Here is a 12,776-nt window from a genome sequence, read left to right as displayed (position 1 = left end):
CCGGGGTCAATGACCGAGGCCGGCCTCGCGGGCGCGCACGATGGCTTCCGCGCGGTCGGCCACCTGGAGCTTGGCGAAGACGTTGGAGACGTTGTTGCGCACGGTCTTGGGCGACAGGTAGAGCGCGGCCGCGATCTGCGCGTTCGACCGGCCCGCCGCGAGCAGCTCGAGAATCTCCCGCTCACGGGCCGTGAGCTGAGGGAAGGCGTCGGTCGGCGCGGGCGGCCCGGCGGCGAAGAACTCGGCGATCCGCTGGGCGAGGGTGGCGCCGAAGACCGCGCCGCCGGCCGCCACGGTGCTGATCGCGCGTACGATCTCCTCCTGCTCCGCGCCCTTGACCAGGTAGCCCCGCGCGCCCGCCCGCACCGCCGCGAAGACCGTCCCGTCGTCCTCGCTCATCGTCAGCACCACGATGCCGGCCGAGGGCAGCTCGGCGCTGAGCCGGCGGGTCGCCTCGACGCCGTTGAGCCGGGGCATCTGCACGTCCATCACCACGACGTCGGGCCGCAGCCGGCCGGCCGCCGCCACCGCCTCGACCCCGTCGGCCGCGGTGCCGACCACCTCGATGCCGCCGACCGAGGTCAGCAGCATGGCCAGCCCCTCGCGGAAGATCGGGTGATCGTCGGCCACCAGCACGCGGATCACACCAGCACCCCCATCGGCAGTCGGGCCCGGACCGCGGTGCCGCGGCCGTCCGGGCACTCTATCCGGCAGTCGCCGCCCAGCTCGGCGGCGCGCTCGCGCAGCGAGACCAGGCCGACGCCGGCGGGCGTGCCGGCCGCGATCCCGACGCCGTCGTCGACGACCTCGACCAGCAGGGCGCCGTCGGTGACCGACAGCCGGACCCGGCAGGTGGCGGCGGACGCGTGCCGCGCGACGTTGGTGAGGGCCTCGGAGGCGATCCGGTACGCGGCCACCTCGACCGCCGCCGGCAGGCCGTCGAGGCCGGCGCCGCCGTCGACGGTCACGGCCAGGCCGGGCGCGCGCAGCCGGGCCGCCTGCTGGCGGACCGCGCCGAGCAGGCCGACGTCGTCGAGCGCGGGCGGGCGCAGGTCGTGCACGAGCCGGCGCACGTCGGCGACCGCCGCGGTGATGTCCTCGCGGGCCTGCTTGAGCAGCTTGTCCACGTCACCGGCGCGGTCGCGCGCGCCCAGGTTGCGGGCGGTGTCGATGCGCAGCGCCACCCCGCCCAGCGCCGGGCCGAGCCCGTCGTGCAGGTCACGCCGCAGCCGCCGGCGCTCCTCCTCGCGGGCGGCCACGATCTGCTCGCGGCTGCGCTGCAGCTCTTGGGCCAGGTACGCCGAGCGGGCGGCGATCGCGGCCTGGCGCACCACGTCGCCGAGCAGCCGCTCGTCGCGGGCGGACAGGGCCACCCGGGCGCCGCTCGCGGGCAGGACCACCCGGCCCACGGTCTCCCCGCGATACGTGATCGGCAGCGCCCGGCTCGGCCCGGCCGGCTCGCCGCAGGTCGCCACCAGCCGCTCGCCGCCGGCCCGGTCGACCTCGACCGCCACGTAGGGGGAGCGGAACGCGGCGCCGACGGCCTGGGCCACGGCCAGCAGCTCGTCCTCGGGCGACCGGGACCGTTCCAGCTGCTCGGCCAGGCCGGCCACCACCCGGTACGGGTCGTCGCGCCGGCCCAGCACGAGCCGCCGGATCGCCAGCCACAGCCGGTGCCGCAGCGGACCGTAGACGGCCATGACCAGCAGCAACGCCAGCACCGCCGCGTCCCGCTCGGCCAGCCGCTCGCCGAGCAGCGCGCCGGTGGCGCCGAGCACGCAGGCGTCCACCACCAGCACGGTGACGGCCATCGCCGCGTAGAGCAGGGTCCCGCCGAGCAGCCGGTCGACGTCGACGAGCCGGGGCCGCACCAGGGCCACCGCGATCGCGCCGCCGGTGAGCGCGATCGCCGGGCCGAGCACCACGCCGGCCAGCTCCGGCACCACCAGCTGGGCCACCATGACCAGCACGTCGACGACGGCGGCCCAGGTCAGCCAGCGCAGCGCGAGCCGGTCGTCGCCGGTCGCGGCCCGGTAGCGGCGCACCACCAGGGCGAACGCGCCGATGACGCCGAGCGGCAGCAGGATCCAGGCGGCGGAGAGCAGCGGGGGCCACCAGCCGTCCGGGAGCGGCAGCGAGAACGGGTCGAGGTCGAGCGCTGCGAACGGGGCCGGAAGCGGGTTGCCGTCGCGGGCCTGGGCGACCTCGGAGGGGACGATCAGCGTGAGGAGCGGTGCCAGGGAGGCGGCGGCCAGGGACGCGTACGCGAAGAAGCTCCTCGGAAAGCGGCCGGTCGGGTAGATGAGCAGCAGCAACGGCAGCCAGATCAGCAGGGTCGCGCCGAGGCGCTGGTAGACCCAGAAGGCGGCGTCCGCGCCCGGCCGGCCGGCGTAGGTGGCGTAGGCGAGCCAGGAGCCGGCCGCCCCGTCCAGGCACCAGTGCAGGCCCGAGCCGCAGAGCAGCCACGCCACCGGGTGCCGGGGCAGCCGCCGCAGCAGGATCGCGCCCGGCACGACCAGGCCGAGACCGGGCAGCCCCGCCGTCCAGCCGAGGTCGATGCCGATGAGCTCGCGATGCGCCGCCGGAACCTGCGCGTCCAGCACCGCCGCCACCACGACGAACGCGACGGCGGCGGCGAGAACCGGGATTGCCCTCTTCACGCGCACATCTTGGCAGGTCACGTGTCCCGCGGTCAGCGGGCGGATGTCCCGGCCCGGCCGGGACAACTTCGGGGACCGCTCCGGTGGCGCGCGGCCCTGCCGGCCCGGGACGCCCGCCCCGCAGAGTTCTCCCCGTCACCGACGAAGGAGAACGCAATGTCCGTCACCGTCCAGCCGGCTCCGGCCCTCGACACCCCGATCAACACCACCACCGCGGCCGTACGCCGGACCGGCCGGCTCGTGGCCGGCGGCGCCGCCGTGTGGGCGGCCGCGATGGCCGTCTACAACCCGCAGGACACCGACCCGACCGCGATGCTCGTCAACGACCTCGGCGCGCTGCCCTTCCAGATCAGCCTGTTCGCCCTGGTCACGACCCAGCTGCGGACGGCCGCCACCGGCACCTCGCGGCTGGCCCGGGGCCTGCTCCGGGTCGAGTACGCGCTGCTCACGCTGGCCACGCTGTGGACCGTCCTGCACGCCGCCATGCCCGGCTCCCGGGACGCCGTCTGGATGCACGCGCTCGACATGTTCTGGCCGCTGTCGATGCTCGGCATGTTCGTCATCGGCGTGAAGATCGCCGTGACCGGCCGCTGGCGGGGCCCGGCCCGCTTCTGGCCGGTGGTCGCCGAGAGCTGGGCCGTGGTCACGGTACCGGCGATGGGCGTCTTCGGCGCCACGGTGGGCCAGTTCGTCGGGGTCGCGCACCTGCTGGTGGGCTACACGACGCTCGGCCTGATCCTGGCCTTGCGCCCGCACCTGACCGCGGCCCGCGACTGACCGCCGGTCTTCATGACCCGTGTGGGGCCGGCCCCCGCACGGGTCACCGCCGGTAGCGCCGCGCCACCGCGGCGAAGGCGGCCTTGGGCTCCCACTCCATGTCGGGGTAGGTCCGCCCCCGGCGCCCTTCGAGGATCTTCACGATGCCCAGGCCGGCGCGGTCCAGGTCGTCCCGGGGGTCGCCGTCCGGGCGGTGCGGGTAGCCCGCCAACGCGAACAGGAACACGAACGCGCTGTCGACGCCCTCGGTCTCGAAGATCTCCAGCAGCTCGTCCAGATACGCGGCCTGGCCGGCCTCGTCCCGCTCGTACACGCCGTCGAGCCGTACCGGGACGTTGGTCTCCGGGTCGTGCTCGACCACTTCCAGCACCCGCCCACCGCGGTCCCCGGCGCCGCGGTAGGCCGCGGTGCCGAACCCGGTGATGGCGAGCGGTTTCGGGCCCTGGGCCAGGGTCCGCACCGCGGCGCGGAACCGGTCGGCGACCTCGGCGGAGCGGATCAGCTCGATCGTCACCACGTCGAACGGAGTCCAGTCGACCTGCTCGAACTGGATGGACGCGTACGTGATCCGGCCCTCGAAGCGCTCGCGGACGGCGGCCACGGCGTCGCGGAGGAAGGCGTTGATGCGTACGCCGAGCGCGCGGATCGCCTCGGCCCGGCGCTCGGGTCGGCTCATCAGCCGCGCGACCCGCTCCTCGGGGCTCTGCCCGAGCAGGAACCCGCGGTTCATCACGCTCAGTTCGACGCCGGCGACGAACACGACGGTGGCTCCCCGCCGCTGGAGCCGTTCCGCACGCTCGGCGCAGTCGCGGAAAAGCGTGAGAATCCGCTCCGGGTCCAGCTCCAGCGGATAGGGCGAGAACCAGACCTCCAGGCCGAGGTCCGCGGCGGCGCCGGCGGCCAGCTCCAGCCGGTCCGGATCGCCGCCGATGATCTGGACCGCGTTGCAGTGCAGGTCGTCGCGGATGATCGCAAGCTCGCGCCGGACCTCGGCGGGGTCGAGGCGGGCGCGGGATATCCGGCCGTCCACCACGAATCCGGTGTCGTAGGTCATCCCCCTGGCTCGCATGGTGCGTCCTCTCCGCCGGCGTCGGTCGTGCGGCCGAGGCTGGCAGAAAAGTGCGTAAACGCAACTTTGCGCGTACGCAGATATTTGTGGAATGCTGACGCCGTGACGACGCCGGATCCCGGGCTGCGGGAGCGCAAGAAGCTGGCCACGCGGGAGGCATTGCGCGCGGCGGCCCTCCGTCTGGCGGTGGAACGCGGACCCGACCAGGTGCGGGTCGAGGACATCGCCGAGGCGGCCGGGGTGTCGCCGCGCACCTACAACAACTACTTCGCCAGTCGCGAGCAGGCGATCGTCTCCGCCGTCACCGCGGACCGGGAGGCACGGATCGCGGCTGCGGTCGCGGCCCGGTCTCCGAAGATGCGTCTGGCCGACGCCGTCACCGAGGCGGTGGTCGAGCAGTACACCGACACCGGCGACCGGCAACGCGAGGCGCTGCTGCTGATCACCACCCGGCCCGCGTTGCGCGACGCGTTCCTCGACACCACTGCCGGCATGGCGCCCTCGCTCGCGGCGGTGATAGGCGAGCGCCTCGGTGACGCCGGAGGGCAGACGGCCCGCGTTCTCGCCGCGAGCGTGGCGGTGGCGGTTCGCATCGGCTTGGAGAGCTGGCTGCGGCCCGGAAGCCTTGGCGCGGCCGGGCTGGTCATACCCAGCGGGTCACTGCCAGATCAGCTTCGTGCGGTGCTGGATCCGCTCGCGCCCGCCTTCGACGCCGCGGAACGATGCTCCGGTCGCGGGTGAGTCATGACCGGGTCCGGCGTGAGCGAGCACCGAAGACCACCGATCCGCGCCGCGTGCCGAGCCCGCGGGTAGCCGGGGCCGCCGGCCTCCTCGACGGCACCCGGGCGCGGCGGGCGGCTTCGTGGCAGCCGGCGCGAAAGATACGGTCGTCGATCAGCGGCAGCTCGAGTTCGTCGCGGCCGCGGAAGCCGGTCGGGCCTCGCTTCAGGCGGAACGCCGGGGTCACGGGGTGAGCGCCAGGACGAGCTCGTCGTCCTCCAGCTCGCCGGTCGGGGTCAAGCCCATCGAACGGTACAGGGCCATCGCCGCGGTGTTGTCGGGGTGGCAGGAGAGGCGGATCTCGCCGGCCCGCTGCTCGGTTCGCAGGTGGTCGACGATGGCCTCGACCGTCGCGCGGCCGAGGCCGGCGCCCTGGGCGGGAGCGTCGATCAGCATGCCGCCGATCCAGTGGACGTCGCCGTCGCGGGCCCACATCACGTGGCCCGCCACGGTGTCGCCGGTCATGACGGCCAGCGAGTGCCAGACGCCGTCGCGCATCGAGAGCAGCAGGTAGCGGGCGCCGAGCGCGGCGACGAAACGCCGCTGGTCGTCGCGCGGGGCGACGTCGGCCACCGCCCGCCAGTTGTCGTCGTCGATCTCGGCCAGTCGCACCGCGGGTCCCATCCACAAGATCCTTCCAGGTGGGGACAAGTCGCCGGAAGTGTCCTACCCCGGCCGCATTCTCGCCCCCGGATCCACTTCGCCGACCGGCGCCGGGAACACTCCAAGGTCCGGCAGATCGCCGCCGAACTCGGCCGGGGTCCGTCGGCGGTCAGCCGGGAACTACGCCGCAACGCTCACCCGCACCTTGGCTACCGTGCGCACGCCGCACAGCGGCCGGCCGAGGTCCCCCGGTCCCGCCCGGAATCCGCACGATCACCGCCAGCCTCGAACGACGGCGCTCGTGCAGCCTGGCCCGGATCGGCGGTGGAGCCCCGCAGCAGATCGAGTCACCCTGACGCCGCGACCATCCCGACCGGCCGCAGCCGCACATAGCCTGCCAGGTCTGTCCGGTGAGGTTGGGCGCGGTCGTGACCGTTGTGGATGAGTCGCCGGAAGTGTCACACCCCGGCCATATTCTCACCCCACCCAGTGCACGGGGTGGGGTAGAGGCAGCCTGGGCTAGAGGCAGCGGACGCACGTTAGGGCCGGGGCGGAGCGCGGGCCGGTCAACGAACGGAGCCACGAGCGATCTCCCCTATGCTTGCCCGCCGTGGATATCGCGTCCCTCTACGACCTGGCCCGCGCCGGGGATCTCGTCTCCTTTCAGCTCGCGATGCCCGATCTCGGCGTCGCCGCGGCCGAGGGTGGCCCGGAGACCCTGGGCGAGCTGGCCGGCCTCTTCGACCTGGTCCCGGCCGCGATGGCCGGTCACCTCGCGATCATCGCCGGCGCCCTGGTCGAGAACGGCGCGCCGCCCGGACCGGTGGTGGCGCCGATCGCGCGAGGGCTGCTCGAGGTGCTCACCGCGGCGTCCGGGTTCGCCGGCACGTGGCGGGCCATGGTCGGCGGCAAGGAGCGGCCGCCGAACCCGGGCGGGGCGCAGGACGCGTACGACGGGTCGATCGCCCGGCTGACCCGGGGGCGGCGCCTGCCCCGGCGGGCCGGGCTCCCGCACGACAGGGCCGTCGAATACGCCAACGGCTGGTTCCCCCTCGAGGAGTGGGCGACGGCCGCCACCTCGGTGCTGACCGACCGCGCGGCCCGGGCCGCGTTTCCCCGGCGCGACGAGGCGCTGCGGCTGGTCCGCGAGCTGAGCCAGGTCCGCGGCGACCTGGGCCGCCTCGAGGACGTGCTGGCCGTGCTCGACGACGAGCAACTGCTGGTGGTCGACCGGGCCGAAGGACGGGCCTGGACCGTCCGGATCGGTGGCATCGCCGAGAACTTCCAGCTGTACACGATGCTCGCGGACGCCTTCGGCCGCGACGTCGACCCGGCCTGGCTGGCGGCCAGCACCACCGGGCCGGCCGGCAAGGCGGGCCGCATCGAGGCGCGCGTCCAGCTCAGCGACGCCCACGGCCGGTACATCGCGGTCGAGGGCAGGCCGGCCGACATCCCCGTCGTCGAGGACCGCCGCGTGGTGGTGCTCGACCCCCCGCCGTACGGCCGCAGTTGGGATCTCGGTCGCGCCCACGACCGCATGGTCCCGTGGCTGGAGGTCGCCGAGGCCCACGACGGCGTCCCGGTGACCGTCGCGCCGGCCGAGCGCATCCCCGGCCACCGCCCGGCGAACATCCACTTCGGACGGCTGGCCGGGACGGTCGAGGTCACCGGCTGAGCCAAAGAGGTAAATCGGTTGGCCGCCACCACCGGGCCCACTACCTTCCGGTCATGGCCGTTCGCATGGAGGAGCTTCGCGACCACGAGGCGGTCCGTGCCGTGAACCGGGCCGCGTTCGGCGGCGGCCACGGCGAGACGGTGGCCGAGCTGGTGGCGGCCCTGCGCCGCGACGACCCGGGCGCGCTGTCGCTGGTGGCCGAGGAGGACGGCGAGGTCGTCGGGCACATCATGTTCAGCCGTACGCTGCTGGACGCGCCGCGCGAGCTGGTGCCGGTGCAGACGCTCAGCCCGCTCGGCATCCTGCCGCAGTGGCAGGGCCGCGGCCTCGGGACGGCGCTGATCCGGGCGGGACTCGACGAGATGGGCGAGCGCGGCGTCCCGCTGGTGTTCCTCGAGGGCGATCCCCGCTACTACTCCCGGAGCGGCTTCGAGCCCGCGGCCGGGCTCGGCTTCCGCAAGCCGTCGCTGCGCATCCCCGACGCGGCTTTCCAGGTGTTCCGGCTCCCCGCCTACGAGACGTGGATGACCGGCACCTTGGTGTATTCGGACACCTTCTGGCGCTACGACTGCGTGGGTCTGCGCTGACGGCGACTGCCGCGCCGTCTGACGGAAGTCGTCGCTTCAACCTCTTGTCAGCTACGGAATCGGTGGAAAGATGGGCCGGGATGTGTCCTTTCCTGCGTCTGGAGATCGAGTGACCGCCAAGACCGTGCTGCACAACTTCATCGGCGGCGCCTCGTCGGCGCCGGCCGAGGGCCGCTACGAGGACCTGATCGACCCGGCCACCGGCGAGGTCTTCGCCTCGGCGCCGGTGTCCGGCAAGCCGGACGTCGACAAGGCGATGGAGGCGGCGTCGGCCGCGTTCGAGACGTGGCGGAACACCACGCCCAGCGAGCGGCAGCAGGCGCTGCTGAAGTTCGCCGACGCGATCGAGGCGCGGACCGACGAGCTGGTGGCGGCCGAGTCGCAGAACACGGGCAAGCCGCTCGGCCTGACCAAGAGCGAGGAGCTGCCGCCGGCGATCGACCAGATCCGGTTCTTCGCGGGCGCGGCCCGGCTGCTCGAGGGCCGGTCGGCCGGGCAGTACCTGAACGGTTTCGAGTCGTACGTCCGGCGCGAGCCGGTCGGCGTCTGCGCGCAGGTCACGCCGTGGAACTACCCGCTGATGATGGCGGTCTGGAAGCTGGCGCCGGCCATCGCCGCCGGCAACACGGTCGTGCTGAAGCCGTCCGACACCACCCCGGTCACCACCGTCATGCTCGCCGAGATCGCGGCCGAGTTCCTGCCGCCGGGCGTGCTCAACGTGGTGGTCGGCGACCGCGAGACCGGCCGTCAGCTGGTCAGCCACCCCACGCCGCAGATGGTCTCGATCACCGGCTCGGTGCGGGCCGGCATGGAGGTGGCGAGCGCCGCCGCGGCCGATCTCAAGCGCACCCACCTCGAGCTCGGCGGCAAGGCGCCGGTCGTGGTCTTCGACGACGCCGACATCGCCGCCGCGGCCGAGGCGATCGCGGTCGGCGGCTACTTCAACGCCGGCCAGGACTGCACCGCCGCGACCCGGGTGCTCGCCTCGCCGCGTGTCTACGGCGACTTCGTGGCCGCGCTGGCCGAGCAGGCCAAGTCGACCAAGACCGGCGCCGCCGACGACGAGGACGTGCTGTTCGGCCCGCTGAACAGCGCGCGCCAGCTCGACCGGGTCGTGGGCTTCGTCGACCGGCTGCCCGACCACGCGGTGCTCAACGCGGGCGGCGCCCGGGTCGGCGAGCGGGGCTACTTCTACTCGCCGACCGTCGTCTCCGGCCTGCGCCAGACCGACGAGGTGATCCAGGACGAGATCTTCGGCCCGGTCATCACCGTCCAGCAGTTCAGCGACGAGGACGAGGCGGTCCGCTGGGCCAACGGCGTCGAGTACGGCCTGGCCTCCAGCGTCTGGACCAAGGACCACGGCCGCGCGATGCGGATGACCCAGCGGCTCGACTTCGGCTGCGTCTGGGTGAACTGCCACATCCCGCTGGTGGCCGAGATGCCGCACGGCGGGTTCAAGCACTCCGGCCACGGCAAGGACCTCTCGGTCTACGGCCTCGAGGACTACACCCGGATCAAGCACGTCATGCACTCGCTCGACTGAGCGCTCCGGCGAGGTGAGCCCGGGCCGAGGGGGACCCGGGCCTACCGTTCCTCCTGCTCCCGGGTGGCCAGGTCACGCAGGCGGAGAAGAGCGCTCTGCCAGTACGCCTCATACTTGGCCAGCCACGGGGCGAGCGCGCCGGCGAGGGAGTCGGCGTCGATCGCGTAGATCTGATGGCGCCCCCTCTTGGTCGCGGTGACCAGGCCCGCCGCGCGCAGCGCCATCAGATGCTTGGAGATGCCCGACGCCACCAGGCCGGGGAACTGGTCGGCCAGCTCGCCGACGGTCAGGCTGCCGCGCTCGGCCAGCAGGTCGAGGACGCGCCGGCGGGTCGGGTCGGCCAGCGCCCGGAACAGGTCGTCCTGGCTCGCCATCAGATCGCGACGGCCCCGGCCAGGCGCCGCAGCACCTGATGCTTGTCGGCGCCCCGCTCGTACGCCTCCATGGTGTCGGTCCACCCGGTCTTGCCGATGCCGGCGAAACCGTCGTGCACCAGGCCGACCCGCGTGCCGCCGGCGATCGGCTCGAGCGTGACGACCAGGCGGCCGGGATGGATCCAGCCGGCGTCCTCCTCGAGCCAGGAGAGCACCAGCCGGCCCTCGGGCACCATCTCGAGCACGACGCCGCTGATCCAGGTCTCGCCGTCGCCGCCGGGCATCCGGTAGGCGCCGCCGAGCGTCAGGTCGATCTCGAGCTCGGGCGACAGCCAGTGGCGCAGCCCCTCCGGCGTGGACAGCCACCGCCAGACCTGGCTGGGCGGCGCGGGAATGTCGATGGACCGGGCGACCTCGGGCATGGGGCTCTCCTCTTCCTCACGTCTTACCGCTTGGTAATGTATTACCGTACGGTAAGACGTCGCGCCTCGCAACGGCCGAGCAGCACGGCGCCGATCAGGAAGCACAGCGCCCCGAGTGCGGTGAACGTGTTGACCACGGCCAGATTTCGCTCGTTCCCGGTGGTGGGAACGACGTACGAGGCCACCGCCGAAATGCCGAACGCCACGCACCCCAGCAGGTTCACCGTCGCGATCGCCGATTCCATCGTCCGGCGCGGCAGGCCCAGCAGGTGCCTGCTGACCGCGACGTAGGCGAGGTATCCGGAGACGAGGAAGCAGATCGAGCCGAACGCGTCCGGCCGCCACACCAGGCGGTCGTAGCTGGAGGAGTCGAGCGACACCCGCAGCGCGCGGAACGTGGTCACATTGAAGAACAAAGTGCCCAGCAGTTGTACGCCGCTGCTCCACCAGTCGAGCCGGTGCGTCTTGCGGTCGAGCTCGGCCGTCTGGAGGCACTGCAGGGCCGCGGCCGAGGTGAACAGCAGCGATCCGGCGAAGAAGACGGCACCGTCCGCGGCCGGGCCGACCAGGCGCAGGAACGCCGGGATCGGGGCGACCAGGAAACAGGCCGAGCCGGCCGCGAACAGCACGGCTATCCACAGCGCGCGGCGCATCGGAGCCTCCTCTCGCCGGCGGTGCTTCCGCAAGTTCATCCGCCCGTACGCAGGGGCGCGTCACCCGGGCCGGATGAGGCGCGGACGCGCGGGGGCGGGAGAGGTTGGACCGATGACGTCTGACGAGCACCTCATCCCGGTCTTGGACGGCCTCGACGCCCTCGCCCGCGAGTACGGCAACCGGTTCCTCCTCGAGCCCGCGCCCGACCACCAGCTGCCCCAGCACGGCATGCGCTCGGCCGACGCTATGCGCCTGCTCGGCGAGGAGCTGGTGCTCGACGGGATCCCGATGCGCAACCTGGCGACCTTCGTGACCACCTGGATGGAGCCCGAGGCCCAGCGCATCATCGCCGAGAACCTGCACCGCAACTACATCGACCACGCCGAGTACCCGCAGACCGCGGTGATCGAGCAGCGCTGCATCCGGATGCTGGCCAACCTTTACCACGCGCCCGGCGAGACGACCGGGACGCGTACCCAGGGCTCGTCCGAGGCCATCATGCTGGGCGCGCTGTCGCTGAAGTGGAAGTGGCGGGCCCGGCGGGAGGCGGCCGGCAAGGACACCGCGCGCCCCAACCTGGTGTTCGGCGGCGACGTGCACGTGGTGTGGGAGAAGTTCTGCCGTTACTTCGACGTCGAGCCGCGCATCATCCCGCTGCAGCCGGACAAGTACACGATCGGCCCCGAGGACGTGGAGCCGTACGTCGACGAGAACACGATCGGCGTCGGAGCGGTGCTGGGCACGACGTTCACCGGCCACGCGGACGACATCGTCGGGATCAACGACCTGCTCGTACGCCTGAAGGAGGAGCGCGGGCTGGACGTGCCGATCCACGTCGACGCGGCCAGCGGCGGCTTCGTCTGGCCGTTCCTGTACCCGCACACCGAGTGGGACTTCCGGCTGCCCCAGGTGCGCTCGATCAACGTCTCCGGCCACAAGTTCGGCCTGGTCTATCCCGGGATCGGCTGGCTGCTGTTCCGGTCGCCCGAGGACCTGCCCGACGACCTGGTGTTCTACGAGAACTACCTGGGCAAGCGGGACGCCACGTTCACGCTGAACTTCTCCACCGGCTCGTCGATGGTGCTGGCCCAGTACTACAACTTCGTCCGCTTCGGCCACGACGGCTACCGCTACATCATGCAGACGATGCAGGCCAACGCCCGCCAGCTGGCCCAGCGCATCGGCGCGATCGGCGACTTCCGCATCATCGGCTCGGAGAAGGACGAGCAGCTGCCGCTGGTCGCCTTCCAGCTCGACGGCGACCACAACTTCGACGAGTTCGACGTGGCGTCCCAGCTGGCCGCCGAGCGCGGCTGGATGGTGCCGGCCTACACCCTGCCGCCGAACGCCGACCACATCAAAATCATGCGGGCGCTGGTGAAGCTGACCCTCGGCCACACCATGGTCGAGACCTTGGCCGACGACATAGCCGCGGCATGCAAGGTGCTGGCCGAAAAGGGCGGCCTGCACCCGCACGACCGCCAGCGGGTCAAAACCGGAACCGGCTACTGAGCCATGTCACCGACCCGGTCGCCCCCGCCGGGTAGTTAGGCTTTGCACACGGCGGCACGGAACGTCCGGGCGGCAAGGTGCGAAGAGGTGATGCGGCGGTGGCCACCACGCCTGACCCGC

At 72.8% G+C, this 12,776-nt stretch carries 13 protein-coding genes; 6 read left to right on the top strand and 7 right to left on the bottom strand.

Translation table 11 applies throughout. The features are described 5' to 3' along the window. Positions 1-6: 6 nt before the first annotated feature. Positions 7-645, bottom strand: coding sequence for a response regulator (locus ACQP2F_RS25765; protein ID WP_433291561.1), 639 nt, complete (start codon positions 643-645; stop codon positions 7-9). Continuing rightward, complete coding sequence (locus ACQP2F_RS25760; RefSeq protein WP_433291558.1) at positions 642-2,660, bottom strand: sensor histidine kinase; 2,019 nt, start codon at positions 2,658-2,660, stop codon at positions 642-644. Before ACQP2F_RS25760 ends, ACQP2F_RS25765 begins: the two co-directional genes overlap by 4 nt. A 156-nt stretch (positions 2,661-2,816) precedes the next feature. Here ACQP2F_RS25760 and ACQP2F_RS25755 point away from each other — a divergent pair, with 156 nt between their 5' ends. Further along, positions 2,817-3,437, top strand: a complete 621-nt coding sequence (locus ACQP2F_RS25755; protein WP_433291555.1) for a hypothetical protein — start codon at positions 2,817-2,819, stop codon at positions 3,435-3,437. A gap of 43 nt (positions 3,438-3,480) precedes the next feature. Here ACQP2F_RS25755 and ACQP2F_RS25750 read toward each other — a convergent pair whose 3' ends face one another. Continuing rightward, positions 3,481-4,506, bottom strand: a complete 1,026-nt coding sequence (locus ACQP2F_RS25750) for a hypothetical protein (protein WP_433291553.1) — start codon at positions 4,504-4,506, stop codon at positions 3,481-3,483. Positions 4,507-4,608: 102 nt separating this feature from the next. Between ACQP2F_RS25750 and ACQP2F_RS25745 the strand changes: the two genes are divergently transcribed. Continuing rightward, a complete protein-coding gene (locus tag ACQP2F_RS25745; RefSeq protein ID WP_433291550.1) occupies positions 4,609-5,247 on the top strand; it encodes a TetR/AcrR family transcriptional regulator in 639 nt (212 codons plus the stop codon). 222 nt (positions 5,248-5,469) lie between these two features. Here ACQP2F_RS25745 and ACQP2F_RS25740 read toward each other — a convergent pair whose 3' ends face one another. Beyond that, on the bottom strand, positions 5,470-5,910 hold the full coding sequence (locus tag ACQP2F_RS25740) for a GNAT family N-acetyltransferase (RefSeq protein WP_433291548.1): 441 nt from the start codon (positions 5,908-5,910) through the stop codon (positions 5,470-5,472). A 589-nt stretch (positions 5,911-6,499) separates the two neighbouring features. Between ACQP2F_RS25740 and ACQP2F_RS25735 the strand changes: the two genes are divergently transcribed. From ACQP2F_RS25735 to ACQP2F_RS25725, 3 genes are all read left to right on the top strand, one after another. Further along, the gene (locus ACQP2F_RS25735) at positions 6,500-7,564 is read left to right on the top strand and encodes a hypothetical protein (RefSeq protein ID WP_433291546.1); all 1,065 of its coding nucleotides are present in this window, start codon (positions 6,500-6,502) and stop codon (positions 7,562-7,564) included. A gap of 53 nt (positions 7,565-7,617) precedes the next feature. Then, on the top strand, positions 7,618-8,151 hold the full coding sequence (locus ACQP2F_RS25730) for a GNAT family N-acetyltransferase (RefSeq protein WP_433291544.1): 534 nt from the start codon (positions 7,618-7,620) through the stop codon (positions 8,149-8,151). Between the two features lie 109 nt (positions 8,152-8,260). Next, positions 8,261-9,694 (top strand): gamma-aminobutyraldehyde dehydrogenase, encoded by a 1,434-nt coding sequence (locus ACQP2F_RS25725; protein ID WP_433291542.1) that lies wholly within the window; start codon positions 8,261-8,263, stop codon positions 9,692-9,694. Between the two features lie 41 nt (positions 9,695-9,735). On the opposite strand, the gene ACQP2F_RS25720 is transcribed toward ACQP2F_RS25725, so the two are convergent. Genes ACQP2F_RS25720 through ACQP2F_RS25710 form a run of 3 tightly spaced genes read right to left on the bottom strand, consistent with a single transcriptional unit; the run spans position 9,736 to position 11,143 of the window. After that, positions 9,736-10,068 (bottom strand): ArsR/SmtB family transcription factor, encoded by a 333-nt coding sequence (locus ACQP2F_RS25720; RefSeq protein ID WP_433291540.1) that lies wholly within the window; start codon positions 10,066-10,068, stop codon positions 9,736-9,738. Next, the gene (locus ACQP2F_RS25715; protein ID WP_433291538.1) at positions 10,068-10,490 is read right to left on the bottom strand and encodes an SRPBCC family protein; all 423 of its coding nucleotides are present in this window, start codon (positions 10,488-10,490) and stop codon (positions 10,068-10,070) included. Before ACQP2F_RS25715 ends, ACQP2F_RS25720 begins: the two co-directional genes overlap by 1 nt. A 41-nt stretch (positions 10,491-10,531) precedes the next feature. Then, positions 10,532-11,143 carry a hypothetical protein gene (locus tag ACQP2F_RS25710; protein ID WP_433291536.1) on the bottom strand — a complete coding sequence of 204 codons (612 nt, stop codon included), beginning with the start codon at positions 11,141-11,143 and terminating at the stop codon, positions 10,532-10,534. Between the two features lie 112 nt (positions 11,144-11,255). Here ACQP2F_RS25710 and ACQP2F_RS25705 point away from each other — a divergent pair, with 112 nt between their 5' ends. Then, the gene (locus ACQP2F_RS25705; protein ID WP_433291533.1) at positions 11,256-12,656 is read left to right on the top strand and encodes a glutamate decarboxylase; all 1,401 of its coding nucleotides are present in this window, start codon (positions 11,256-11,258) and stop codon (positions 12,654-12,656) included. Positions 12,657-12,776 lie beyond the last annotated feature (120 nt).

The sequence above is a fragment of the Actinoplanes sp. CA-030573 genome, assembly GCF_050951115.1.
Taxonomy (GTDB): Bacteria; Actinomycetota; Actinomycetes; order Mycobacteriales; family Micromonosporaceae; genus Actinoplanes.
This window is presented reverse-complemented; position numbering and strand designations above follow the sequence as displayed.